Source organism: Streptomyces sp. NPDC015171, assembly GCF_043079545.1.
In the GTDB taxonomy this organism is placed as follows: domain Bacteria; phylum Actinomycetota; class Actinomycetes; order Streptomycetales; family Streptomycetaceae; genus Streptomyces.
On the sequence record NZ_JBIBUO010000010.1, the window covers coordinates 16,954 to 41,015 of the forward strand.

The 24,062-nt window shown below is 72.4% G+C and carries 21 protein-coding genes, 5 tRNA genes and 1 riboswitch; of the genes, 15 read left to right on the forward strand and 11 right to left on the reverse strand.

Features of this window, described 5'->3' with window-relative positions:
- Positions 1 to 65 precede the first annotated feature (65 nt).
- Genes lhgO through ACF073_RS25650 form a run of 3 tightly spaced genes read left to right on the forward strand, consistent with a single transcriptional unit; the run spans position 66 to position 3,503 of the window.
- A complete protein-coding gene (gene lhgO, locus ACF073_RS25640; RefSeq protein WP_392073730.1) occupies positions 66 to 1,283 on the forward strand; it encodes an L-2-hydroxyglutarate oxidase in 1,218 nt (405 codons plus the stop codon).
- A gap of 54 nt (positions 1,284 to 1,337) precedes the next feature.
- On the forward strand, positions 1,338 to 2,165 hold the full coding sequence (trmB, locus tag ACF073_RS25645) for a tRNA (guanosine(46)-N7)-methyltransferase TrmB (RefSeq protein ID WP_392073731.1): 828 nt from the start codon (positions 1,338 to 1,340) through the stop codon (positions 2,163 to 2,165).
- 42 nt (positions 2,166 to 2,207) lie between these two features.
- Positions 2,208 to 3,503: a PrsW family intramembrane metalloprotease gene (locus ACF073_RS25650; protein ID WP_392073732.1), complete on the forward strand. Its 1,296-nt coding sequence runs from the start codon at positions 2,208 to 2,210 to the stop codon at positions 3,501 to 3,503.
- A 67-nt stretch (positions 3,504 to 3,570) separates the two neighbouring features.
- On the opposite strand, the gene ACF073_RS25655 is transcribed toward ACF073_RS25650, so the two are convergent.
- On the reverse strand, positions 3,571 to 4,515 hold the full coding sequence (locus ACF073_RS25655) for an aldo/keto reductase (protein WP_392073733.1): 945 nt from the start codon (positions 4,513 to 4,515) through the stop codon (positions 3,571 to 3,573).
- 84 nt (positions 4,516 to 4,599) lie between these two features.
- Positions 4,600 to 5,712 carry a M23 family metallopeptidase gene (locus ACF073_RS25660; protein WP_392073734.1) on the reverse strand — a complete coding sequence of 371 codons (1,113 nt, stop codon included), beginning with the start codon at positions 5,710 to 5,712 and terminating at the stop codon, positions 4,600 to 4,602.
- Between the two features lie 7 nt (positions 5,713 to 5,719).
- Positions 5,720 to 5,888: riboswitch (cyclic di-AMP (ydaO/yuaA leader) on the reverse strand.
- Between the two features lie 310 nt (positions 5,889 to 6,198).
- Here ACF073_RS25660 and ACF073_RS25665 point away from each other — a divergent pair.
- Positions 6,199 to 6,272, forward strand: a tRNA-Met gene (locus ACF073_RS25665).
- Between the two features lie 53 nt (positions 6,273 to 6,325).
- On the opposite strand, the gene ACF073_RS25670 is transcribed toward ACF073_RS25665, so the two are convergent.
- Entirely contained in the window at positions 6,326 to 7,459 is a 1,134-nt protein-coding gene (locus ACF073_RS25670; RefSeq protein ID WP_392073735.1) for a dihydrofolate reductase family protein, read from the reverse strand.
- A 92-nt stretch (positions 7,460 to 7,551) separates the two neighbouring features.
- On the opposite strand from ACF073_RS25670, the gene ACF073_RS25675 reads away from it, so the two are divergent.
- Entirely contained in the window at positions 7,552 to 8,091 is a 540-nt protein-coding gene (locus ACF073_RS25675) for a MarR family winged helix-turn-helix transcriptional regulator (protein ID WP_392073736.1), read from the forward strand.
- 95 nt (positions 8,092 to 8,186) lie between these two features.
- Positions 8,187 to 8,813, forward strand: coding sequence for a GTP cyclohydrolase II (ribA, locus tag ACF073_RS25680; protein ID WP_392073737.1), 627 nt, complete (start codon positions 8,187 to 8,189; stop codon positions 8,811 to 8,813).
- A 4-nt stretch (positions 8,814 to 8,817) separates the two neighbouring features.
- On the opposite strand, the gene ACF073_RS25685 is transcribed toward ribA, so the two are convergent.
- Both ACF073_RS25685 and ACF073_RS25690 read right to left on the reverse strand, forming a co-directional pair.
- Complete coding sequence (locus ACF073_RS25685) at positions 8,818 to 10,311, reverse strand: DHA2 family efflux MFS transporter permease subunit (RefSeq protein ID WP_392073738.1); 1,494 nt, start codon at positions 10,309 to 10,311, stop codon at positions 8,818 to 8,820.
- A gap of 14 nt (positions 10,312 to 10,325) precedes the next feature.
- Complete coding sequence (locus ACF073_RS25690; RefSeq protein ID WP_392073739.1) at positions 10,326 to 10,952, reverse strand: NADPH-dependent FMN reductase; 627 nt, start codon at positions 10,950 to 10,952, stop codon at positions 10,326 to 10,328.
- Positions 10,953 to 11,106: 154 nt separating this feature from the next.
- On the opposite strand from ACF073_RS25690, the gene ACF073_RS25695 reads away from it, so the two are divergent.
- Both ACF073_RS25695 and ACF073_RS25700 read left to right on the forward strand, forming a co-directional pair.
- Positions 11,107 to 11,793 carry a TetR/AcrR family transcriptional regulator gene (locus tag ACF073_RS25695; RefSeq protein WP_392073740.1) on the forward strand — a complete coding sequence of 229 codons (687 nt, stop codon included), beginning with the start codon at positions 11,107 to 11,109 and terminating at the stop codon, positions 11,791 to 11,793.
- 111 nt (positions 11,794 to 11,904) lie between these two features.
- A complete protein-coding gene (locus tag ACF073_RS25700; RefSeq protein WP_392073741.1) occupies positions 11,905 to 12,483 on the forward strand; it encodes a TetR/AcrR family transcriptional regulator in 579 nt (192 codons plus the stop codon).
- 109 nt (positions 12,484 to 12,592) lie between these two features.
- Here ACF073_RS25700 and ACF073_RS25705 read toward each other — a convergent pair.
- The 5 genes from ACF073_RS25705 to ACF073_RS25725 all read right to left on the reverse strand — a co-directional run bounded on the left by ACF073_RS25705 (position 12,593) and on the right by ACF073_RS25725 (position 17,851).
- Positions 12,593 to 12,665, reverse strand: a tRNA-Lys gene (locus ACF073_RS25705).
- A 99-nt stretch (positions 12,666 to 12,764) separates the two neighbouring features.
- Positions 12,765 to 14,288 carry an amino acid permease gene (locus tag ACF073_RS25710; protein ID WP_392073742.1) on the reverse strand — a complete coding sequence of 508 codons (1,524 nt, stop codon included), beginning with the start codon at positions 14,286 to 14,288 and terminating at the stop codon, positions 12,765 to 12,767.
- Between the two features lie 127 nt (positions 14,289 to 14,415).
- Complete coding sequence (locus tag ACF073_RS25715) at positions 14,416 to 16,575, reverse strand: DEAD/DEAH box helicase (RefSeq protein WP_392073743.1); 2,160 nt, start codon at positions 16,573 to 16,575, stop codon at positions 14,416 to 14,418.
- A gap of 236 nt (positions 16,576 to 16,811) precedes the next feature.
- Positions 16,812 to 17,351 carry a hypothetical protein gene (locus ACF073_RS25720; RefSeq protein ID WP_392073744.1) on the reverse strand — a complete coding sequence of 180 codons (540 nt, stop codon included), beginning with the start codon at positions 17,349 to 17,351 and terminating at the stop codon, positions 16,812 to 16,814.
- A 149-nt stretch (positions 17,352 to 17,500) separates the two neighbouring features.
- Positions 17,501 to 17,851 (reverse strand): metallopeptidase family protein, encoded by a 351-nt coding sequence (locus ACF073_RS25725; protein ID WP_392073745.1) that lies wholly within the window; start codon positions 17,849 to 17,851, stop codon positions 17,501 to 17,503.
- 60 nt (positions 17,852 to 17,911) lie between these two features.
- Between ACF073_RS25725 and ACF073_RS25730 the strand changes: the two genes are divergently transcribed.
- From ACF073_RS25730 to ACF073_RS25760, 7 genes are all read left to right on the forward strand, one after another.
- On the forward strand, positions 17,912 to 19,489 hold the full coding sequence (locus tag ACF073_RS25730) for a metallophosphoesterase (protein WP_392073747.1): 1,578 nt from the start codon (positions 17,912 to 17,914) through the stop codon (positions 19,487 to 19,489).
- 80 nt (positions 19,490 to 19,569) lie between these two features.
- Positions 19,570 to 19,642 (forward strand) — tRNA-Glu (locus tag ACF073_RS25735).
- Positions 19,643 to 19,679: 37 nt separating this feature from the next.
- Positions 19,680 to 19,754 (forward strand) — tRNA-Asp (locus ACF073_RS25740).
- A gap of 24 nt (positions 19,755 to 19,778) precedes the next feature.
- Positions 19,779 to 19,852, forward strand: a tRNA-Phe gene (locus ACF073_RS25745).
- A gap of 151 nt (positions 19,853 to 20,003) precedes the next feature.
- Positions 20,004 to 20,690: a histone deacetylase gene (locus ACF073_RS25750; protein WP_392073748.1), complete on the forward strand. Its 687-nt coding sequence runs from the start codon at positions 20,004 to 20,006 to the stop codon at positions 20,688 to 20,690.
- 187 nt (positions 20,691 to 20,877) lie between these two features.
- The gene (locus ACF073_RS25755; protein WP_392073749.1) at positions 20,878 to 22,479 is read left to right on the forward strand and encodes a hypothetical protein; all 1,602 of its coding nucleotides are present in this window, start codon (positions 20,878 to 20,880) and stop codon (positions 22,477 to 22,479) included.
- A 72-nt stretch (positions 22,480 to 22,551) separates the two neighbouring features.
- Positions 22,552 to 22,881 carry a hypothetical protein gene (locus tag ACF073_RS25760; protein ID WP_392073750.1) on the forward strand — a complete coding sequence of 110 codons (330 nt, stop codon included), beginning with the start codon at positions 22,552 to 22,554 and terminating at the stop codon, positions 22,879 to 22,881.
- Here the strand turns inward: ACF073_RS25760 and ACF073_RS25765 are convergent.
- Complete coding sequence (locus tag ACF073_RS25765) at positions 22,878 to 23,939, reverse strand: ABC transporter permease (RefSeq protein WP_392073751.1); 1,062 nt, start codon at positions 23,937 to 23,939, stop codon at positions 22,878 to 22,880. The genes ACF073_RS25760 and ACF073_RS25765 overlap by 4 nt on opposite strands.
- Positions 23,940 to 24,062: the final 123 nt, after the last annotated feature.

Genomic DNA, 24,062 nt, shown 5'->3' on the forward strand with positions numbered 1-24,062 from the left:
GGGATGCCGGGCCTCCCGGCGTTTGAAGCCGTTGTCAGTGGCGCAGTGCACTATCGAAGGCGGAGGTGGTGCAGGTGCGGGCCGGGGCGTACGACTGTGATGTGCTCGTGATCGGCGGGGGGATCGTCGGGCTGTCGACGGCGTATGCGATCACCCGCGCCGCTCCGGGCACGCGCGTGACCGTGCTGGAGAAGGAGCCCGGCCCGGCCCGGCACCAGACGGGGCGCAACAGCGGGGTCATCCACAGCGGGATCTACTACCGCCCGGGCTCGCTCAAGGCACGGTACGCGGTGCGGGGCGCCGCCGAGATGGTGAAGTTCTGCGCCGAGTACGGCATCGCGCACGCCGTCACCGGCAAGCTGATCGTCGCCACCGAGCGCGAGGAGCTGCCGCGGCTGCACGCGCTCGTGCAGCGGGGCCGGGAGAACGGCATCCCGGTGCGCGAGCTGGGGCCCGCGCAGATCGCCGAGTACGAACCGCAGGTGCGGGGCCTCGCCGCCATACACGTGGGTACGACGGGGATCTGCGACTTCACCGGCGTCGCCCGGGAGCTGGCGCGGGCGTCCGGGGCGGAGATCCGCTACGGCGCGCGGGTCGTCCGGGTGGACCGGCGGGCGGACCGGGGCGTGGCGGTGCTCACCGCCGCCGGGGACGTGGTCCGCGGGCGGGTGCTGGTGAACTGCGCCGGGCTGTACTGCGACGAGGTGGCCCGGCTGACCGGCGACGAGCCCGGGGTGCGGATCGTGCCGTTCCGCGGGGAGTACTACGAGCTGGCACGGCCCGAGCTGGTGCGGGGGCTGGTGTATCCGGTGCCGGACCCGGCGTTCCCGTTCCTCGGGGTGCATCTGACACGCGGGATCGACGGCGGCGTGCACATCGGGCCGAACGCGGTGCCGGCGCTGGCCCGGGAGGGGTACGGCTGGGGGACCGTGCGGCCCCGGGAGCTGGCCGGGACGGTGGCCTGGCCGGGCTCCTGGGCGATCGCCCGCCGGCACTGGCGGTACGGGGCGGGCGAGCTGCGCCGCTCGGTGTCGAAGGCGGCGTTCCTTGCGGCCGTGCGAAGACTGCTGCCCGCGGCGGAGGCCGCGGATCTGGTGCGGGCCCCCGCCGGGGTGCGTGCCCAGGCGGTGCTGCGGGACGGGACACTGGTGGACGACTTCCTCATCCGGGAGGGGGTGCGTGCCGTGCATGTGCTCAACGCGCCCTCGCCCGCCGCCACCGCCTCGCTGCCGATCGGCCGGGAGGTGGGCAGCCGGGTGCTGGACCTGCTCGGGGCGCTGTAGCGCCGCTGGAGGAGGAAGGGTGCCGTGCCCGCTCGCCGTAAAATCAGGATTACTGTGTCTGACTCGCTGAACTCCCCCGAAGCCCCGTCCGAGGCCCCCCACGCCCCCGGTGTCCCCGTCCGGCACACCCGGGCCAAGGGAGAGCCGCGGTTCCCGGACGGCCCCAGGGCCGATCCGGCCGGTTCGCACTTCGAGCGGCGGATCCGCAGCTTCCAGCCGCGGCGGAGCCGGGTGACGGCCGGGCAGGCCGACGCGCTCCAGCGGCTGTGGCCCAAGTGGGGGCTGGACATCGACGGGCAGCAGGTGATCGACCTCGGCGTGCTGTTCGGCAACGACCGCCCGGTGGTGCTGGAGATCGGGTTCGGGATGGGCGAGGCCACCGCGCAGATGGCCGCGGGCGACCCCGACATCAATGTCCTGGCCGTCGATGTGCACACCCCGGGCCAGGGCAACCTGCTCAATCTGGCTGACCGGAACGGCCTGGCCAACGTCCGGGTGGGCAACGGCGACGCGATCATCCTGCTCCGGGAGATGCTCCGCCCGGACGCGCTGGACGGGCTGCGCGTGTACTTCCCGGACCCGTGGCCCAAGAAGCGGCACCACAAGCGGCGGCTCATCCAGCCCGAGTTCCTGACGCTCGCCGCGACCCGGCTGAAGCCCGGCGCGCTCGTGCACTGCGCGACCGACTGGGAGCCGTACGCCGAGCAGATGCTGGAGGTGCTCTCCGCGCATCCGGACTTCGAGAACACCCAGCGGGACGGCGGTTTCGCGCCGCGCCCCGAGTACCGGCCGCTGACCCGTTTCGAGGGCCAGGGACTGGACAAGGGTCATGTGGTGAACGACCTGCTGTTCCGGCGCGTACCGGCCGGCCAGGACCGATAATCCGCTCAAGCCCCTCGCCCCGTCACCGTTAGGGTCGATGCCGTGGCCACCAGTCCTCCGTTCCCGACGTACCCGCCGAGCATCGGCGCCGGCGAGCTCCGCCATCCGCACTGGTGGCAGCGCAGGTGGGTGCGGTACGGGGCGCTGAGTTCGCTGCTGGCGCTGTCCGGCCTGGTCATCCTCGCGCTCGTGCGGCGGCAGACCGGCACGGAGGGGTTCCTCGTCGGGCTCGGTCTCGCCGTGCTGCCCGTGCCCTGGCTGACCGCCGCCTTCCGGTGGCTGGACCGGGTGGAGCCCGGCCCCTGGCGGAACCTGGTCTTCTCCTTCGCCTGGGGGGCCTGTGCGGCGGCGCTGATAGCCATCGTCGCCAACAGCTTCGCGACCAAGTGGATAGCCACCTCGACCGCTGATCCGGCCAGTGCCGACACGCTCGGCGCCACCGTGATAGCGCCGATCGTGGAGGAGTCCGCCAAGGCCGCCGCCGTGCTGCTGGTGTTCCTCTTCCGCAGGCGCCACTTCACCGGGATCGTGGACGGGGTGGTGATAGCCGGGATCACCGCCACCGGCTTCGCGTTCACCGAGAACATCCTCTATCTCGGCACGGCCTTCGGGACCGACCAGCTCACCGGCGACCGCGGCATCGCCTCCGTCACCGCCGCCACCTTCTTCGTGCGCATCGTGATGTCACCGTTCGCGCACCCTCTGTTCACCGTCCTCACCGGCATCGGCTTCGGCATCGCCGCGCTGTCCGCCGAACGGCAGCGGGTGCGGCGGGTCCTGCTGCCGGCCGGCGGACTGCTGCTGGCGATGAGCATGCACGCCTTCTGGAACGGCTCTTCCACCTTCGGCCCGTACGGCTTCTTCGCCGTCTACGCCGCCTTCATGGTGCCGTCCTTCGCGCTGCTGACCTGGCTGGCGGTCCGGACCCGGCAGCGGGAGCTGCGGACCGTGCGGACGGAGCTGCCGGCGTATGTGCTGGCCGGGTGGCTGGGGCCGGCCGAGCCGTTCGCGCTCGGGTCGATGCGGGCGCGGCGGATGGCCCGGGACTACGTCCGCCACCACCACGGGCGCCCGGCGGCGCGGGCGGTGGCGCAGTACGAGGCGTACGCCACCTCGCTGGCGTTCCTGCGGCACCGGGGCCGCGCGGGCAAGGCCGGGGCCGACTTCACCGTCCGCGAGCGGGAGCTGCTGGACGAGCTGTGGAAGCGGCGCGAGCTGGCCCGGCCGGCCCTGGAGTACGCGTCGAGGACGTCCGCTCCGGCGCCGGTGCACTGGGCGCCGGCGCCGTACGGGTATCCGGCGGTGCCGTATCCCGCGTACAACCCGTACCGGGTCTAGCCGTAGCGGCCGCGGGAGTCCGGCACCGCCGGATCGTGACGCCGCGCGGGGTGCGCGGCGGGGCGGGTCAGGCCGAGGCTTCGGTCAGGGTGGTGATGTCCTGGTCCGTCAGCTTCAGGTCCGCCACGCCGAGGAGCGCCGGCAGCTGGTCCACCGTGCGGGCCGAGGCGATCGGTGCGGTGATCGTCGGCTGGGCGGCCAGCCAGGCCAGCGCGACCGTGGCGACCTGGGCCCCGTGCGCCGCGGCGACCTCGTCCAGGGCCGTGAGGACCCGCTGGCCCCGCTCGGAGTCCGCGTATTCGCGCACCCGGCCGGCGCGGGCGCTCTGCACGGTGGCGCCGGGCCGGTACTTGCCGGTGAGGAAGCCCGAGGCCAGCGAGAAGTACGGCACGGCGGACAGGCCCTCGCGGGCGGCGAGGTCCTGCAGCGGGCCCTCGTAGGTGTCGCGGGAGACCAGGTTGTAGTGCGGCTGGAGGGCGACGTAGCGGGCCAGGCCCTCGCGGTCGGAGAAGTCGAGGGATTCCTGGAGGCGCTCGGCGCTGATGTTCGAGGCGGCGATGTGCCGGACCTTGCCGGCCTTCACCAGCTCGTCCAGCGCGCCGATGATCTCCTCGACCGGCACCTCGGGCTTGTCGAAGTGGGTGTAGTAGAGGTCGATGTAGTCGGTGTCCAGGCGGCGCAGGGAGGCGTCCGCGGCGGCCTTGATGTTGGCGGCGGACAGGCCCTGGTAGTCGGGGTGCTGGCTGACCTTGGTCGCGATGACGACATCGGCGCGGTTGCCGCGCGCCTTGGCCCACCTGCCGATGATCGTTTCCGACTCGCCGCCCTTGTTGCCCTCGATCCAGGCGGAGTAGGCGTCGGCGGTGTCGATGAAGTTGCCCCCGGCCGCCGTGTAGGCGTCGAGGACGGCGAAGGAGGTCTGCTCGTCGGCGGTCCAGCCGAAGACGTTGCCGCCGAGGGAGAGCGGGAAGACCTCGAGGTCGGAGGAGCCGAGTTTACGAAGTGACGTCATACGTCATGACAACGCCGGCGGGGGATGATCGCATCCCGCCGCCGGCGCCGATTCCCGCGGAGTCACTCGTTCGCCACGGTGGCGTCAGGGGGTGAGCCCCTTGCCCCGCAGCCACGCCATCGGGTCGATGCCGGTGGCCTGGCCGCCCGGGTGGACCTCCAGGTGCAGATGCGGGCCCGTGACGTTGCCGGTGGCGCCGACGCGGCCGATGACCTCGCCGGTGGCGACCTTCTGGCCGGCGGAGACGCTGATCGAGGACTGGTGGCAGAACCACAGCTCGGTGCCGTCGTCCAGGGTGAGGATCGTGCGGTAGCCGTAGGAGCCGGCCCAGCCCGCCTCGGTGATCGTGCCGCTGTGCACGGCCTTGATCAGGGTGCCGGTGGGCGCCGCGAAGTCGAGACCGGTGTGGTAGCCGGAGGACCACATCGAGCCGGCCTGGCCGAACGTCGAGGTGATCGTGTACGAGGAGGTCGGCAGCGAGTACTTCTTGGCCAGCTCGGCCAGCTTGGCCTGCCGCTCCGCCTCGGCCTTGCGCTCGGCCTTCTTCGCGGCGTCGGCCTCCGCCTTCTCCTTGGCCTCGGCGGCCTGGGCGGCGGCCTCCTTCTCGGCCTTGGCTGCGGCGTCGGCGCTCTGCTTCTGCGAGGCGGCGAGCGCGGCGGCGGTGGCCTTGCTGTCGGCCTGGCCCTGCTGCTGCTCGGCCTGGGCCATGATCCGGCTGCGCAGGGTCTCGCCCGCTCCGGCGTTGTCCTCGGTGTCGGCGGAGGCCGCGCCGACGCTGCTGAGCGTGGTGGTCGCGGCCTCGGAGGGCTGCGCGTCGGCGGAGCCGCCGTCGAAGAGGGAGCCGACGGAGGGCAGGTCCGGCATCGAGATGGACACCGGCGGCTTGCCGGTGTTGGCGCTGGCCATGCCGCCCGCGCCGACCGCCGCTATGACGCCGACGCCGAGGACGGTGGAGCTGCGGGCGAGGCCGCCGCGCTGCTTGGCGACGCGGTGCCGGCCGCGGACCGGGGCGACGGACTCCGCGGTGGGGTTCCACTCCTGGAAGGGGCCTTCTTCGGCGCGGTAGGCACCGTAGGCGCCGTGGGCGTCGTAGCCGCCGTGGGCGTCGTAGCCGCCGTGGGACTCGTGGCCGAAGGCTTCGGGATCGCGCTGTTCCGGTATGAGCAGGGCTTCGGGGACAGGCCGGTTGGACGCCACGCGGGCGTGCTCCTTTCCTTCCTCCGCCTACCGGGTTAGCTGACGGGTTCGGAGCAGGAAGGTCTCCTACGCGCGTATACCTGTCGTGGACTCCGTGAGTTCACTTCGGCATCCGCGTGATTCACCCCAGGGTGGTGGTTCCCCGGCTCCCTTGCGGGACTCGGCGCGTGCGCGCGGAGCCGTCTCTTGTGACGGCTGGGACGACCGCGCTGCGTTATCGAACGTTAATAGACCTGCCAGTCACTTTCCAAGCCGTTCGGCTTGATCATTACCGTTTTTGACGGTTGATTAATCGCCTGATACCCAGGCAAGTCGGGCGAGTTGGCCGGGGCTCGGAAATGTTCAGCAGTCACCGAAGGTTTTGATGGTGACTCAGTTGTTATGCGGAGGGCGCCCGTCCGATCACCTTCGGTGACGGCCGCGTGGGGCGCACGGGAACCGATGTGCAGAAAGCCCTGAGCATGGCGTACAGTAGAGACACAACGACGCGGGGTGGAGCAGCTCGGTAGCTCGCTGGGCTCATAACCCAGAGGTCGCAGGTTCAAATCCTGTCCCCGCTACTGAAGAATCAGGGCCCGGAATCCAAGAGGATTCCGGGCCCTGATTGCTGTCGTCACCCCAGCAGATGTCCGTTCGGCGCCTTGGCGAGAGCCTCCAGCTCCGCAAGGACCACGACCCGCGCCCCCGCCGCGGTCAGGACGCCCGTGCCGTCGGCCCCGGCGACGAAGGTGTCGGGCTCGCGCCAGGCGGTGACCACCCGGCGCACCCCGGCCCGCAGGATCAGCTCGGCACACGGCGCCGGGCGCGAGGCGCGGCGGGCACAGGGCTCCAGGCTGCTGTAGACCGTGGCGCCGGACAGCCGCGGGTCGGCCGGGTCGGTCTTCGCGAGGGCCGCCTCCTCCGCGTGGACCACCGGGTCGGCGCCCTCGCGCGAGAAGCCGCGGGCCAGCTCGGCGCCGTCGGCGGCGACGACGACCGCGCCGACGCTGAACGCCGTCGCCGAGGGCGGGCACTGGGCGGCGAGTTCGCAGGCCGTGCGCAGCCAGTGCCGGTCGGCGGCGGTGGCCGCTGCGCCGGTGCCGGGGGCGGTGGGCGCGTAGCGCATGAGGACGACGTCCTCGATCCGGCGGGTGTCCAGCAGGCGCAGGCGTCCGCCCTGGTAGCCGCCGGGGCCGAAGAGGCGCGGGGCCGCCGGGTCGCCGACGAACAGCGGGGCGAGGACCAGCTGGAGTTCGTCGGCGAGGCCCTGCTGGAGGAGCTGGGTGTGGACCGTGCCGCCGCCCTCCACCATCAGGCGCCCGACTCCGCGCTCGTCGTGCAGGTGCGCCAGCAGGGCCCGCCAGTCCAGCGCGGGCCCGAGCGGGACGACACCGGCGGTGCTCCCGAGGAGAGCGGCGGCCCGTTCGGCGCCCCGGTCGGTGGTGTACACGAGCTTCTCGCCGCCGGTGTGCCAGAAGCGGGCGGCCGGGTCGAGCTCGCCCGAGCCGGTGACGGTGACCTTCAGCGGGTACTCCGGCCGGCCCGCCGCGCTCCGGGCCGCGCGCCGCTCGGCGGAGTTGACCAGCAGGCGCGGATTGTCGGCGCGGATCGTGCCGGCGCCCACGAGGATCGCGTCGACCGAGGCCCGCACCTCGTCGACCCGGTCGAAGTCGGCCGGGCTGGACAGCAGGAGCCGTTCGGGGCCGGTGTCGTCCAGGTAGCCGTCGAGGGAGACGGCGGCGGACAGCAGCACGTACGGCAGGGGCATCGAGGCCCTCTCTTCCGGAGTCGGCCGGCCGGCGGGCGGGCAGAAGACCCGGACGGCTTGGTTCAAGTTTGAAACAAACTTACACTGGCACCATGACGACCCGCTGGCTCAGCCCCGAGGAGCAACGCGCCTGGCGTGCCTACGTCGCCGCCTCCCGCCTGCTGGAGGACGCGCTCGACCGGCAGCTCCAGCAGGAGGGCGGCATGCCCCACCTGTTCTACTCGGTGCTCGCCAACCTCTCCGACGCCCCCGGCCACCGGCTGCGCATGACCGATCTCGCCGAGACGCTGAAGATCACGCGCAGCCGGCTGACGTACGCGGTGACCCGGCTGGAACGGGACGGCCTGGTGCGCCGGGAGAACAGCCGCCGGGACAGGCGCGGCTCGGTCGCGGTGCTGACGGCCGAAGGGGTCGCCGTACTGGAGCGTACGGCGCCCGGGCACGTGGAGACGGTCCGCGCCCTGCTGTTCGACCGGCTCACCCCGGAGCAGGTGGGGCAGCTGGAGGAGATCTTCACGGGGGTCGCGCGGGGGCTCCAGGGCGAGGAGGAGGGCGAGTGCGCGCGCTCCGCGGCCGAGGACGTGCCGTGGCGCCGGCGGTCGTCGTCCTGCTCCGGGCCGTCGTCCGGCTGACCGTTGCTTCAACTTTAAAGCATGAGGTAGGGTCACGCGGCAGCATGTGCTTCAAATATGAAGCACATGACTCGGAACGGAACCCGGAGACCCGCATGCCCGACTTCCCCGCCGCCACCCCGCGTGCCCGCGTCCGGGTACCGCTGCGTTTCGCCGACGGCTACAGCGCCGACGCCGAACTCGTCACCTTCCACGGCCTCACCGACGGCCAGGAGAACCTCGCCGTCGTCCTCGGCGACCCCGGCCCGCTCCCGCTGGTGCGCCTGCACTCCGAGTGCCTGACCGGTGACGTCTTCGGCTCGGCCCGCTGCGACTGCGGCCCGCAGCTGCGCGAGGCGGTCGAGCGGATCGCCGAGCGCGGCGGCGTCCTGCTCTACCTCCGCCAGGAGGGCCGGGGCATCGGCCTCTACAACAAACTCGACGCGTACGCCCTCCAGGACGAGGGCCTCGACACCTACGAGGCGAACGCCGCCCTCGGCCTCCCGGAGGACGCCCGCGACTACACGGCCGCCGCCCAGATGCTCGCCGCCCTCGGCATCACCGAGCTGGACCTGCTGTCCAACAACCCGGACAAGGCGGGGCAGTTGCGCGCGCTGGGCGTCGCGGTACGGGACCGGGTGCCGACCGGCGTGTTCACCACCGCCCACAACGTCCGCTATCTGCGCGCCAAGGTGCTGCAGACCCAGCACACGCTGCCGCTGGCCGAGCTGACGGCGGGCTAGCGGTTCAGCCCGGGAGCCGGCCCGGGAGCCGCAGCGCCGAGAAGGCGCCGAGGGCGAGCAGCGCCGCCGCGACGGCGTAGGTGAGCCGGAAACCGGCCGGCCCCGGGCCCGTCGCGCTGAGCACCACCGACAGCAGGGCCGTCCCGGCCGACGCGGCCACCTGGGCGTTGATGCTCAGCGCGGTGCTCGCCCCGGCCAGGCGCTCCGCGGGCAGATCGCGGGCCGCGGTGGTCATCGCCGGCGTCAGCGTCATCCCGGCACCGACGCCCATCACCATGCCGGAGACGACGACCCGCCAGGGCGCGACGCCCGCCGTTCCGGTCTGCCAGGCCAGCAGGACCATCCCGAGGGCGCCCACCGCGCACCCGGCCGCGACCAGCCTGCGCGGTGCGGCCCGGTCGATACGCCGGGCCACGAGCTGCATCGTCGTACCGACCACGAGCCCGGCCGGCGCCCCGAGCAGCCCGGCGGCGGTCGCGCTCAGGCCGCGCTCCTGCTGCCAGTACAGCGGCCCGAGCAGCATCGATCCGAAGTAGCCGCAGGTGAACGGGGCGAGCGTGCCGATGCCCGCGGCGAAGGTACGGTCCCGCAGCAGCCGCAGATCCAGCAGCGGGGCGCGGACGGCGAGCGCCCGCCGTACGAAGGCCGCCGCGAGCACGGCGCCGGCGAGCGTCGGCAGCAGCGCGCCGGGGGCCGTGAAGTCCCCGCGCTCGCCGCCGCGGGACAGGCCGTACAGCAGCAGGGCGAGGCCGGGCGAGAGCATCAGCAGGCCGGGGACGTCCAGCCGGGGCAGGTCCCGGCCGCGGGCGTCCGGGGCGTCCTTCGGCAGCAGGCGGCCCGCGAGGACCAGGGCCAGGGCGCCGACGGGCAGGTTGATCAGGAAGATCCAGTGCCAGGAGGCGGTGTCGACCAGCCAGCCGCCGAGCACCGGGCCGGACACCGGGCCGATCAGGATGGGCAGCCCCAGCAGGGCCATCGCCCGCCCGAGCCTGGCCCGGTCGACGGCCCGCATTCCCATCGCCATGCCGACCGGCTGCAGCAGCCCGCCGCCGAGCCCCTGCACCACGCGGAACGCGATCAGACTGGCCGCGTCCCAGGCACAGGCGGCGAGCAGGGAGCCCAGGGTGAACAGGGCGAGCGCGATCACGTACGTGCGCTTGGCACCGATCCGGCCCATCGCCCAGGCGGCGACCGGGATGACCGCGGCGAGCGCGAGGGTGTAGGCGGTCGCGGTCCACTGGATGGTCTCCAGCGGGGCGCCGAAGGACTTCGAGAGCCGGCCGAGCGCGACGTTGACGATCGTCATGTCGAGTACGGCCATGACACTGCCGAGGACCACGACGGGGATGACGCGGTGGAGGGTGGTGGGGGCCGGGGTCTCCGGGGTGTTGGTCGGGGTCGCCGGGGTGGCGGAGGCCGCGGGGACGCCCCCGCCCCCGGACCCGGCCCCCGCCCCCGCCTGTGCCTCTGCTGCCTCTGCCTGGCGGAAGGCGCTCATCTCGCGTCCGCCCCTCAGCCCGCGTAGGGACGCTCGGCGCGGGCGGCCCGCAGCGCCCGCCCCCACCAGGTGAGTTGGCCGAGCATGCCCTTGGCGGCACCGGCGCACACCTCCGCGTCGCGCGGGGCGCCGTCCTCACCGAGGCCGGACCAGGGGCCGTGCAGGCTGACCGAGTCGCGCACGGTCATGGCGTGCAGTTCGGCGAAGACCAGCCGGAGCTGCTCGACCGCGCGCAGACCGCCGCCGAGACCGCCGTACGACACGAACCCGACCGGCTTGGCCTGCCACTGGGTGTAGTGCCAGTCGATGAAGTTCTTCAGGGACGCCGGGAAGCTGTGGTTGTACTCGGGCGTGACGACGACGAAGGCGTCGGCGGCGGCGAGCCGCGGCGAGACGTCCCGCAGCGCGGCGACGGCCTCGGGGCTCGGCGAGCCGCCCCAGCCGGGCAGCACCAGCGGCAGGTCCACCTCGGCGAGGTCGACGACGTCGAGCTCCAGGCCCGGCTCCGCGGCGGTGGCGAGGAACCAGTCGGCGACGGCCCGCCCCAGGCGTCCCTCGCGCACGCTGCCGACGACGACGGCGACGCGGAGCGGAAGGTCCCCGGCGGTACGGGCACCGGTGGCGGAATCGGTAACGGACACAGCTGTCCCCCTCTGAGCGATCCGATGGCGGTCGACCGTCTCCGGCGTCCGCCCTTGCCCAGCAAAGTACAACGCTCGTTGTAAAAATTACAACAGCCGTTGTAAACGGGCGCGGCAATCCGGTTAGAGTGGACCGGTCACCAAGGAGGCGGGCGTGGGCGAGACGAACGAGTCCCGGCTGGAGCGGGCGCGGCGCGAGGTGTCACCGCGCAAGCTGCGGAAACAGATGGACATCGCGAGCGCGGCCTGCACGGTCTTCGGCCGCGAGGGCTACGCCCGCGCCTCGGTCGACGCGCTCGCCGCGGCGGCCGGCGTCTCCACGCGCACGCTCTACAACCACTTCCCCGGCGGCAAGGCGCAGCTCTTCCAGACGGTCGTGACCTGGACGTCGAGCGAAGTCCGGGACGCCCAACTGGCACGCCTGCGGGCCGTACTGGACCCGGAGCGCCCGCCGCGCCCCGACGACCTGGAACGCGACCTGGTCTCCCTGGCCCGCGGCTTCTCCGGCCTCATGACCGAGTACGCGAACCACTTCGCCCTGGTCCGCCACATCCACGCGGAGGCCGACCACGTGCCGCCCGAGGTGCTCGCGGCCTGGCACGAGGCCGGCCCGGAACCGGTCGCCCGGGCCCTCGCCGAGGCGATGACGCACCTGGAGGACGCCGGCCTGCTGGACCTTCACGGCGACCCGGCGCTCGCGGCGGGCCACTTCACGGCCCTGATCTCGCACGCGATCGTCCAGGTCACCCACTACGGGGTACGGCCGCTGCCGGCGACGCGGACGGATCACCTGATCAGGGGCGGGGTGAGCGCGTTCCTGCGGGCGTACGCGGCGAAGTAGCCGGCGGACGGCACGCGGGGCGGCCCGGGCATCGCGAGACACGTACCACTGCGCATGCAGTACTCTGCCTGGAGTGGTTGACGTTGCCTACTGCCCCCGGAGTCACGGCCCATGGTGAGACGGAACGACCAGCGGCGCGCGGCACTCGTCGACGCCGCCATCGAGGTGCTGGCCCGCGAGGGCGCGCGGGGGCTGACCTTCCGTGCGGTGGACGCCGAGGCCGCCGTCCCCACCGGCACGGCGTCCAACTACTTCGCCAGCCGGGACGACCTGCTCACCCAGGCCGGCGCCCGCGTCTACGAACGGCTGCGGCCCGACGAGGCGACCTATGAACGCCAGCGGACGGCCCCCCGGGACCGGGCGGCGTACACCCTGCTGATGCGCGAACTCGTCGGCCGGGTCGCCTCCTTCCGCACCGGCTACCTCGCCCTGCTGGAACTCCGCCTGGAAGCCACCCGCCGCCCGGAACTGCGCACGGTCCTCACCGAACGTGTCCGCGCCGACCTCGACGACAACGTCGCCTACCACGAGACCGCGGGCCTGCCCGGCGACGCCACGGCCGTCAAACTCCTCTACCTCGCCCTGAACTGGCTGATCGTCGAACAGCTCACCCTCCCGGACGTCCTCAGCGAGGAAGAACGGGACGCACTGGTGACGGCGGCGGTGGAACGCCTCGTCGAGGAGGACTAGCTCCGGGCGGCGCCGCCGCCCCGGAGAACAGCGCGGCGCCCGAGCCGACCGAAGCCGGCTCGGGCGCCGCGTAGCAGGTCAGCGGGGGTAACCCCCGCTTCTGCGGCCGTAGGCCCTGTGGGACTCGAACCCACAACCAATGGATTAAAAGTCCACTGCTCTGCCAATTGAGCTAAGGGCCCAGGCGATGTTGCCTGTCCGAGCATAGCCGGACGAGGCCGTGTCGCCGATCGGGTATCGGGGTCGCGGCCACGTCGGCGGGTGCGGGAGCGGGCGGATGGTTACTTTTCGGCCGGGATGGGCGTGGCCGCGGGGGTGCGGGCGAGGAACCAGTGGCGGGCCGAGGCCAGCCACCAGGTCGCCGCGAAGCCGAGGACGACCAGGACGGCCACCGGGGCGTAGTTGAAGGTCTTCCAGGTGACCGGGGAGACCTGCGGGAGCATGAAGAGGACCGTGATCACCACCACCCACGCCACCGAGACCACCCCGACCGCTCCCGACCAGCGGCCCAGGTGCCAGGGGCCGCGGTCGAACGCGGCGCCCTTGCGGATCCGGAGGAAGGTCGGGATGACGTAGGCGATGTAGAGGCCGATGACCGCGATGGACGTCACCGCCGCGTAGGCCGTCGTGTTGATCAGATAGGGCAGCCCCAGCGCCAGGGCGCCGAGCGCGGCCAGCCAGACCGCCGCGACGGGGGTGCGGGTGCGCGGGCTGACCGTGTGCCAGACCCGGGAGAACGGCAGCGCGCCGTCGCGCGAAAAGGCGTAGATCATGCGGCTGTTGGCGGTGACGGAGGCCATGCCGCAGAAGAGCTGGGCGCCGATCACCACCAGCAGGAGGAGCTTGCCGGCCGTCTCGCCGAGGGCGTCCAGCAGGATCTGGGCCGGCGGGGCGCCCGTGGGGGAGGCCAGCTCCTCGTCGTACGACTGGATCGCGTACGTGAAGCCGAGGAGCAGGACGAAGCCGGCGATCCACGAGGTCCAGATCGAGCGGACGATGCCCTTCGGGCCCGCCGTGGCCGCGTCGCGGGTCTCCTCGGTCATATGGGCGGAGGCGTCGTAGCCGGTGAAGGTGTACTGGGCCATCAGCAGGCCGAGGAGGACCACGTACGGGCCGCTGCCCCAGCCCGTCCGGTTGACGAACTCGGTGAAGACGAAGCTCGTCGACCGGTGCCGGTCGGGGACGATCGCCAGCGCGGCGACGATGACCGCGACCCCGAGCACGTGCCACCACACGCTCACGCTGTTGAGGAAGGCGACGATGCGGACGCCGAAGGTGTTGAGGAGGCCGTGGAGGACCAGGATCGCCGCGAACAGCGCCACCGTGCGGCCCGGTGTCACCACGAAGCCGAACTGGAGGTTCAGATACGCGCCGAGGAAGGAGGCCGCGCCGAAGTCGATGCCCGCGGTCACCGCCACCTGGCCCAGCACGTTGAACCAGCCCGTGAACCACGCCCAGGCCGCCGCCGACCGCGGTGGCGCCAGGCGGTGGGCCCAGAAGTACAGGCCGGCCGAGGTCGGGTACGCCGAGCAGATCTCGGCCATCGACAGGCCCACGGACAGGGTCATGAGGCCGACCGCCACCCAGCCCCAGGTGATCACCGCGGGGCCGCCCGTGGTCATGCCGAAGAGATAGAGCGTCAGGCAGCCGGAGAGGACCGAGATGATCGTGAAGGAGACGGCGTAGTTCGAGAACGCCGACATGCGGCGGGCCAGGACCTGGGTGTAGCCGAGCTGGGCCAGCCGCTCCTCGTCCGACAGGACGGGCGTCTGCCGCTTTCCGCTCACTCTCGCGTCATCTGTCATGCCCCCAGCAATTCCCGCGGCGGGGCGGTGACATGCGCCACAGGACGCGCGAAGGGCCCGTACGAACGCAGTCGTACGGGCCCTCGCCCAGCCTTACGGCTTCACGGCCTCACGGCCTCACTCGATGTCAGCCGTTGCGCTTCCAGCGCGGCTTGTCGTCACGGCGGCCGAAGGAGCCGGAACCGGAACCGGAGCCGGTGCCACGGTGGTCGTCACGACGGCCGAAGGGGCGGTCGTGGCCGCCGGAGCGGAAGCCCGGACGGTCGTCGCGGCGGTCGCGGTTGAACGGACGGTCGCTGCCCCGGTGGCCGCCGCGCTCGTCACGGCGGAAGCCGCCCCGGTCGTCACGGCGCTCGAAGGTACGGCCGCCGCGGTCGTCGCGGCGCTCGAAGGAGCGGCCACCGCGGTCGTCACGGCGGTCGTCACGGCGGTCGTCACGGCGCTCGAAGGTACGGCCGCCACGGTCGTCACGGCGGTCGTCACGGCGCTCGAAACCACGGTCGCGGTCGAACGGACGGCGCTCGCCGCGGTCGTCACGGCGCTCGAAACCACGGCCACCGCGGTCGTCGCGACGCTCGAAGTTACGGCCACCGCGGTCGTCACGGCGCTCGAAGTTACGGCCGCCACGGTCGTCACGACGCTCGAAGTTACGGCCACCGCGGTCGTCACGGCGGTCGTCACGGCGCTCGAAACCACGGTCGCGGTCACGGTCGAACGGACGACGCTCGCGGCGCTCGTACGGCGCCGAGGCCGCCGGACGCTCCTCGCGCTCGGTCTCGCGCTCGGCGGGCTCCTCGGCCGCGGCCAGCTCCTGCGCCGCCGCCTGGGCCTCGGCCACCGCCGTCTCCGGGTCCTCGCCGCGCTCACGGGCGACGCGGGCGACCAGCCGGTCGGCCTCCTCGCGCAGCTCGGTGGCGCGGCGCTGGGCGCGCTCCAGCTGCTTGGTGAGCTGGGACACGTCACGCTCGGCCTGCTGCGCGGCGTTGCCCGCGGACTCGGCCTGGACCTCGGTCATGGAACGGGCGCCGGTGATCTCGGCGACCTCCGGGTCGAAGGCGCCGGCCCCCTGGATGATGTGACGCGCGGCGTCGACGCCGGCGTCCTCCATCAGACGGAAGATCTGACGCCGCTGGTGCGGCAGGGAGAGCGAGACGACCGTTCCGGTGCGGCCGGCACGGGCGGTACGGCCCGCGCGGTGCAGGTAGTCCTTGTGGTCGCCCGCCGGGTCCACGTTCAGCACCAGGTCGATGCCGTCGACGTGGATGCCGCGCGCGGCGACGTCGGTGGCGACGAGGACGTTGACGTAGCCGTCCTTGAAGTCGGCCAGCGTGCGCGTACGGGCGCCCTGGGTCATGCCGCCGTGCAGCGCGTCGGCCTTCGCACCCGCCTCGCGCAGCTGCTCGGCGACGCGGTCGGCGCCCAGCTGGGTGCGGACGAAGATGATCGTGCGGCCCTTGCGGGAGGCGATCGCGGCGGTGACCGGCGCCTTGTCCTTGGGCTTCACGATGAGGATGTGGTGCGACATGGTCGTCACCGCGCCCTGGGCCGCGTCCACCTCGTGGGAGACGGGGTTGTTCAGGTAGCGCTCGACGAGGGTCTGGATCTCGTTCTCCATGGTGGCGGAGAAGAGCATCCGCTGACCGCCGGCCGGGACCTGGTCGAGCAGCTCGGTGACCTCGGGCAGGAAGCCCAGGTCCGACATCTGGTCGGCCTCGTCCAGGACGGTGATCTGCACGTCCTCGAGGGAGCAGGCGCCGCGGTTGATGATGTCGCGCAGCCGGCCCGGGGTGGCGACGAGGATGTCGACGCCGCGCTCCAGGGCGTAGATCTGGTTGCCCATGGAGGTGCCGCCGCAGACGACCTTCATCTTCAGGCCGACGACGTCGCCGTACGGCTGGAGGGCGTCGGCGACCTGCATCGCCAGCTCACGGGTCGGGGTGAGGATGACGGCGCGGGGCCGCTTCTTCTCGGTACGGCCGCCGGCCAGCAGGGCCAGGGTCGGCAGACCGAAGGAGAGGGTCTTGCCGGAGCCGGTACGGCCGCGGCCGAGGATGTCCTTGCCGGCCAGGGCGTCCGGGATGGTCGCCGCCTGGATGGGGAAGGGGCTGGTCACGCCGTTCTGCGCGAGCTTGCGCACAACACCCTCGGGCAGGCCGAGGTCGGCGAAGGTGGTCTGGGGGGTGGTGTCAGCGGCCTCGGGGGCCTCGGTGACCTCGTTCGTGACGTCGACGAGCTTCTCGCTCTCGTTCTCGGACACGACGATCTGGTCAGAACTGGACACGGACATGCGAATGCGAAACCTTCCGGAGTCTCTTCGGCACGCGCCCGTCAACTCCGTGATTCGCTCACGACCGCCTCAATGCGGTCCGCCACGGCAAAGGAGAGTACGCGCCACACGGCGCGCTCTGTGATGGCGCCGGGCAAATGGGATCAAACGATCTACCACCATACGCACCCACCACCCCTGAAGGCAAACCCGCTCCGTTTGCGCAGGTCACCTCGGTGCACCGGCCGACCGGCGCCTCACGCGGCGAAGCCTGCGGCGGGCGCCGGCTCCCGCTGGACCAGCTGCGGCGACGTCTCCTCGTGCGCCGACGAGGACGGCTCGGCCGACGGCGGCTCCGAGGCGGGCGGCGGCGGGGTGGAGGCCGGCGGCTCGGGCGGGGCGGAGCTGACCGGGGGCGGCGGTGGCACCTCGGTCGGCTCGGGGTCCCCGGGCTGCACGGTCGCGCCCGGCGGCCCCGGCTTCCCCGGTTCGCCGGGCTTCCCCGGTGCCGGCGACGCGCTGTCCCGGCCCGACGGGGCGGCCGACGCCGAGGACGACTCGCCCGGCTTCGCCTTGCCGCCGTGCCCGTGTTTTCCGTCACCGCGTCCGCCCCCCGCGCCGGCGAAGCCGCCCGCGCCCTCCACCGGGCCGCCGTCGGGCGCCTCGCCGCCGCGCTGCCCCGCCGAATGGGCGGGCCGGGCCCGGCCCGCGTCGTCGCCCACGTTCACACAGCCGGCGGCGGCGGTGACGGCCAGTACCGTGACGGCGAGACGGACGGGTACGTACAAGGGGCGCACGGCGGCCACCTCCGGGGACAAGGAAAGAAGTCAACCTCCCCAACTCCCGCCGCCCACAAGAGGACACGCGCCCCTCGCGCATCGGCGCGCGACCCCGCGGGCACCGGCACACCCCGCACGCGCCGGCGATCAGCCGCGCCCCGCGGCGATCAGCCGTAGCCGAGGGCGTGCAGCCGGGCGTCGTCGATCCCGAAGTGGTGGGCGATCTCGTGCACCACGGTCACCTCGGTCTCCGCGACCACGTCCTGCGGGCTCTCGCACATCCTGAGCGTCGGCCCCCGGTAGACGGTGATCCGGTCGGGCAGGACCCCCGCGTACCACTCGCCCCGTTCGGTCAGCGGAGTCCCCTCGTAGAGCCCGAGCAGCTCGGGATCGTCGGCGGGCGGCTCGTCCTCGACGAACACCGCGACGTTGTCCATCAGCCGTGTCAGCTCCGGCGGAATCCGGTCGAGCGCCTCGGCGACCAGTTCCTCGAACTCCTCGCGCGTCATCTCCAGCACACGGCCATTGTCCGGCACCGATGCCGCATATCCACCGTGGGACGTGGGCATACGCGAGCAATGGCCCGCGTCCCCCTCGCAGCCCTGCACCGCACGCCGAACCGAAACCCGCACCGCAGCCGCCCGCCCCGCCCGCTCCCCGCGCTCGAACTGGCCGCCCGCCCCCGCCCCTGGGCCCGCGCCCTCGGCCTCACCGCGGTCGTCCTCGCCGGCGCCTGGCTCGGCCTGCTGATCGTCGGCAACGTCCGGGCCCCGGTCGGCCCGATGGACACGACGATGGCGCTGCGCCCCTCCCTCACCGGCGGCACGAAGATCAACGTGTCCCCGCTGGGCGCGCTCTCCTTGGACAGCCATGTGGCACCGGTCCGCCTGGACGTGAACGTCGACCGGCTGGACCCGCTGCGCTCCCAGGCGCTGGTCGACCACCCCGAGCGGCTCTCCGGGCTCCAGGAGGAGGTCGCCCGGGACGTCACGCACGGCACGCTGGACCTCGCCCTGCGCTCGTGCGTCGCCGTGGTCTCCGGGGCCACGGCCCTCGGCCTCGCCGTCTACCGCCGCCCGCGCCGGGCCCTGGCCGCCGGCGGCCTCGCGCTGACCCTGCTGGCCGCCTCGGGCGCGTCGGCGTACGCCACCTGGAACCCGAAGTCGGTCCTGGAGCCGAGGTTCTCCGGGCTGCTCGGCTCGGCGCCGTCGGTGGTCGGCAACGCGCGCAGCATCGTCACGGAATTCGACGTCTACCAGAAGGAGTTGGCCCGCCTGGTGACGAACGTGACGAAGCTGTACGACGCCACGTCCACCCTCCCGGCCTACCAGCCGGACCCCTCCACCATCCGGGTCCTGCACGTGTCGGACATCCACCTCAACCCGGCGAGCTGGAAGATCATCGGCTCGCTGGTGAAGCAGTACCAGGTGGACGTGATCGTCGACTCCGGCGACACGATGGACCACGGCACGGCGGCGGAGAACGGCTTCCTGGACCCGGTCCGGGACCTGGGCGTGCCGTACGTCTGGGTGCGCGGCAACCACGACTCCCGCACCACCCAGCGCTATCTGGAGCGCATGAAGAACGTGCACGTCCTGGACGACGGCCGGGCGCGGACGGTGGCGGGGCTGCGGTTCGCGGGCATCGGCGATCCCCAGTTCACCCCCGACCGCTCGACGGCGCCCGGCGGCGAGGCGTCCGAGCAGCTGGCGGGCGCCCGGCTGGCCAGCGCGCTGAGCGATCAGCGCGCGGCCGGCACTCCCGTGGACGTGGCGGTGGCCCATGAGCCGACCGCCGCCCGGGAGACCGACGGCGAGGTGCCGCTGGTGCTCTGCGGCCACCTGCACCACGAGGGGACGGAGATGCTGCCGTACGGCACCCGGCTGCGCAGGGAGGGTTCCACCGGGGGCAGCGGGCTGCGTGCCGTGGAGCACAGGTACCCCGCCCCGATCGAGGCCTCGATCCTCTACTTCGACCGGGACAGCCGCCGGCTCCAGGCCTGGGACGCGATCCAGCTGGGGGGCCTGGGGCTGACAACGGCCGAGGTCAGCCGACACCTGGCGGACGAGAACCAGCGGGCCGCCCCCGGTGCCGCGCGGTCGCCCTCCACCACCCCCCGCTCCCCCTCGTCCACCCCGGCCACCACCTCGCCGTAAACCGTTTTGGCGATAGCCCCCGCCATCCCATATGCTTCTCACGTCCCCGACGCGCTGAGAAGCGCCCAGGCGGGCCGATAGCCCTCATCGTCTAGCGGCCTAGGACGCCGCCCTTTCAAGGCGGTAGCACGGGTTCGAATCCCGTTGGGGGCACGCAAGATCGTGTGCGACACTGTTGCACACAAAGCTTGGTCCTGTGGAGCAGTTTGGAGTGCTCGCCACCCTGTCAAGGTGGAGGCCGCGGGTTCAAATCCCGTCAGGACCGCTGGTGTTTCACGTGAAACACCGTGGCTGGGTAGCTCAGTTGGTACGAGCGATCGCCTGAAAAGCGATAGGTCGCCGGTTCGACCCCGGCCCCAGCCACAATCGCCCTGCTCAGGGCCGAGCCCCTCTCCAGCACCGCTGGAGAGGGGCTCTTTCGTGTCATCCACAAGCGTCATCCGCGGGTGTCGCCCACGCCGTCGCCTACGTTCGTGCCCGCCATGCCAACCGGACGCCCACGGAGCAGACCACGGTGAAGGCCCTCCCGATCATCGACCCGGCACTGCCGCCCGACCGGCACCCGGAGCACGTCTGGTACACGTCCTACGGCTCCAACACCCACCTGGACCGCCTCGCCGCCTACATCAGGGGCGGACGCCTGCCCGACGCGGACCGGGACTACCCGGGATGCCGCGACCCCGCCATGCCGGCCCGGTCGATCCCCGTGGAACTGACCGGTGCGATGTACTTCGCCACCGAGTCGCCCGTATGGAAGGGCGGCAGGGCCTTCTACGACCCCCGTCCCGACGGGCGGGTGCTGGCCAGGGCGCATCTGGTGACCACCGGGCAGTTCGCCGACATCGCGGCCCAGGAGATGTACCGGGCCCCGGGCGGGGACCTGGATCTGGCGGGCGTGCTCGGGCACGGCCGTGCCGTCCTGGGCGGGGGCCGCTACGAGACGCTCGTGTGCGCCGGCCAGATGGACGGCCTGCCGGTGCTGACCTTCACGGCGCCCTGGGGGATGAACGACGTTCCCTGGGTCCCCCCGTCCGCCGCCTACGTCCGTTTCCTGGCCGCCGGCCTGCTCTCCGCCGGCGCGTGGGACGTGGACGCGGTCGCTTCCTATGTCGCGGCCTGCCCCGGGGCGAGCGACCACTGGTCGACGGCGGACGTCACCGCACTCCTGGACCCCGAAGGCACTGGCCCGGATCACCGGTGACCAGTACGATCAGGCCACGCGTGGGCGGGAACCGGCCTGTGAACGACAGGTCGCCGGTCCCGCCCGGCCCACCGTGACCTGCGTGAAACCCCCCTGCCGGACAGCCGGAGGGGGGTTTCGTCGTGCACGTCGCACCCCGTACACGCACAGACCCTGAGGGGGGTACTTGAGACAGATCGCCAGAGGGATGGTGACAGCCGGCGCCGTCCTGGCCGCCACGCTGGCCCTGCCCGGCACCGCTCACGCCGCGGGCCCGAACATCATGGACGTCAACAGCGACCAGGCCGACTGGTCGGTGCTCGACGTGCGCCTCAACCACAGCGGCGAGGTCAGCAAGATCGTCGCCAAGCTGCGCCCGGCCGGCGGCAGCGAGGACGACGCACCGGCGGCCACGATCACCGACTTCACGAAGCGGTACGAGTCCAGCCCCTGGGACGGCGTCTGGGCCTCCCAGCCGATCCACCTGGACGCCCTCGGCGACTACACGGTCGACGTGGAGGCCACGGACGGCTCGGGCGAGACCACCGTCGAACGGAACGCGGGCACGCTGCACTACCAGAAGCAGCCCGTCTTCAGCGGCTTCTCCGTCACACCGGCCGAGCCCGACATCGAGCACAAGACGATCACGGTCAGCGGCGACATGGCCGTCCGCGACCCCAGCACCCGCGAGACGGTGCCGCTGCCCGGTGCCACCATGGACCTCCGGCTCGACGGAGGCGACACGACCGTCGTCACGGACGACGCCGGCCACTTCTCCCTCGCCCACGAGACCGAGGAGGGCGGCTGGACCTACGCCGACTACAACGGCCCCCTGGGCTACGCCACCAGCTCCTGGATCGGCGTCCACCCGAAGGCCGCGCCGACCCGGCTCGTCCTCGACAAGAGCAGCTACCACGTCACGGCCGGTGCCAAGATCGACGTCACCGGCACCCTCCAGTACCAGAGCGGCACCGCCTGGAAGCCGCTGTCCGGCATCCCGCTGCAGATGGACTACAAGGACTGCACCACCTGCAGCCCCGTCGAGGCGACCACCGACGCGAACGGCCGCTTCACCTTCACACGGTCCCCGTACGGCAAGAGCGTCTACGAGGTGGCCTTCCCGCCGTACCCGTACCAGCCCTTCCTGCAGCGCACCGCGACCGCCGACGTCACCGTGGCGGTCACCGCGACGCCGAAGTTCCGCGAGTTCACGGCGCGGCTCGACGAGTACGCGCAGCTCGACGTCACCGGCATCGTGGACCTGGTCGGACGCGACACCAACGACCGGATCGGCGTCGACATCCAGTACTCCCCCAACGGCAGGACGGGCTGGGCCACCAAGAAGACCGTGCAGACCACCAACGGCTCGCAGTTCATCGTCGAGAAGCTGCCGGGCTACACGGACGGCTACTGGCGGCTGCACTACGCCGGCTCCGCCGCCAAGGACATCAAGGGCGGCGACAGCTCGTCCCTGCGCCGCAACCGCGCCCTGACCCGGGTCAAGGACGCGGGCGCGTCCCCGGAGCCGGTGCGCAAGGGCCGGACGATCACCGTCAAGGGCGTGCTCCAGGAGCGCGCGGCCGGCTCCGGCACCTGGAAGGCGTACGGCGCCAAGAAGGTGCAGATCCTCTTCCGGCCCAAGGGCGCGAAGAGCTGGTACCTGATGTCCACGGTCACCACGAAGAGCAACGGTTCCTTCGGCAAGGGCTTCACGGCCCGGCAGGACGGCACCTGGGTGCCGGTCTTCCTCCACCCCGACGGCAAGCACTTCGTGGGAAGTGGCGCCGAGGACTACGTCGACGTGCGGTGACGCCTTGGCACCACGCCCGGTCGGCGCTACGTTCAGGCTGATCGCGCGTGGTGCGCGAGGGCGGGGGGACGCATGAGCCGGGACGAGGCCAGAGCCATCCGGGACACCGAGCTGGAGAAGGACCGGGCCCGGTACGGACTGCTCGCGGTCGTCACCAGCAATCTGGCGATCGCCGGGGTCGCGATCTTCGGCGTGTGGCAGCTCGACGGGGACAAAGCGGTGATCGTCGGCATCCTCACCGCCGCGTTCACCGCCGTCAGCAGCATGACCACCGCCTATCTGGGCATCAAGGCCATCTCCAACACGGCGAAGTCCTTCGCCCTCGGCGAGGCCCCGGTCCGCAGGTACACGGAGGCCGCCCCGCCGGCCCAGCCGGCCCCGCCCGCCCAGCGCGCACCCTAGGCCGCGTGGGCCGGCGCCTCGTCCGTCCGGCCGCCCGGGTGGCGCTCGCGCCAGATCACGAACACCGCGCAGGAGACGGCCGCCCAGGCCGCCAGCACCAGGAACGGCATCGCGTGCTGGTGGCCCCGGAAGTACACGGCCGTGTGCTGGGCGTTCACCGAGGCGCCGGGCGGCAGCCAGCGGCCGACCGTGCCCAGCGGGGACGGCAGCAGCGGCCAGGAGACCGCGCCGCCGGACGACGGATTGCCCAGCAGCACCATCAGCACCCAGGTGGGCAGCATGGCCCAGCGCCCGAACAGGGTGTTGAACATCGTGAACACCATCCCGGACGTGAACATCGTCAGGGCGAGGATGGCCCACGACTCGGCGAACGGCAGCTTCAGCGCCCCCAGCCACCAGTCGACCACCGCCGCGATGGTGAACCCGCCGAGCAGGGCGCAGGCAACGATGTAGGCGATGCGTTCCGCGGGGTTCAGCGCACCGGCGTGCACGCTGAGCTGGATGGCCCCGACGAAGCCGATGATCACGGCGGCGAGGGTGATGTAGAAGATCGCCAGGCCGCGCGGGTCGCCCCTCTGCAACGGCTTGAGGTCATGGACCGCCACGGTGGTGCCGGTGGCCCTGCCCACCTGCGCCGCCGCCTCGGTGAGCACCTCGGCGACCGTCGCCCCGGACGCGGCCGACACGTCCAGGGAGATCGCCCGGCCGCCGGCGGGCACGTCGATCACGGCGAACACCCGCTGGGCGTCCACCGCCTGCACCGCCGCCTCCCGGCTGTCGTACGGCCGCAGCTTCAGGGAGGCGTCCAGGGCCTGTTCCATGCCGCCGATGAACCGCCGGGCGGCCGGGCCGTCGTAGGCGCCCGTCACCGCCGCGGGGATGCCGTGCGGGGTGGGGTCGGCCATGGCGTACGTGTACGAGCCGGCGAAGAGGCCGGCCATGGCGGAGAGGATGAAGAGGAGGACCGTGGCGGGGAGGAAGGGGGACGCTCTGACGGCCGCGAGGCGCTCCGCCCGGGTGCGAGGCCGGCCGTGCTCACCGTGCAGAGAATCAGGCATATCGCCTAAGTTAGGGCAAGATCACACTTTCCGCCGGGGTGCCCGGTGATCGCCGGACACGGCTCCCCGCACCCCTCGCGCACGGCTTCCGCCGCCCCCGGTCAAATCGTTCGCGTGATTTTC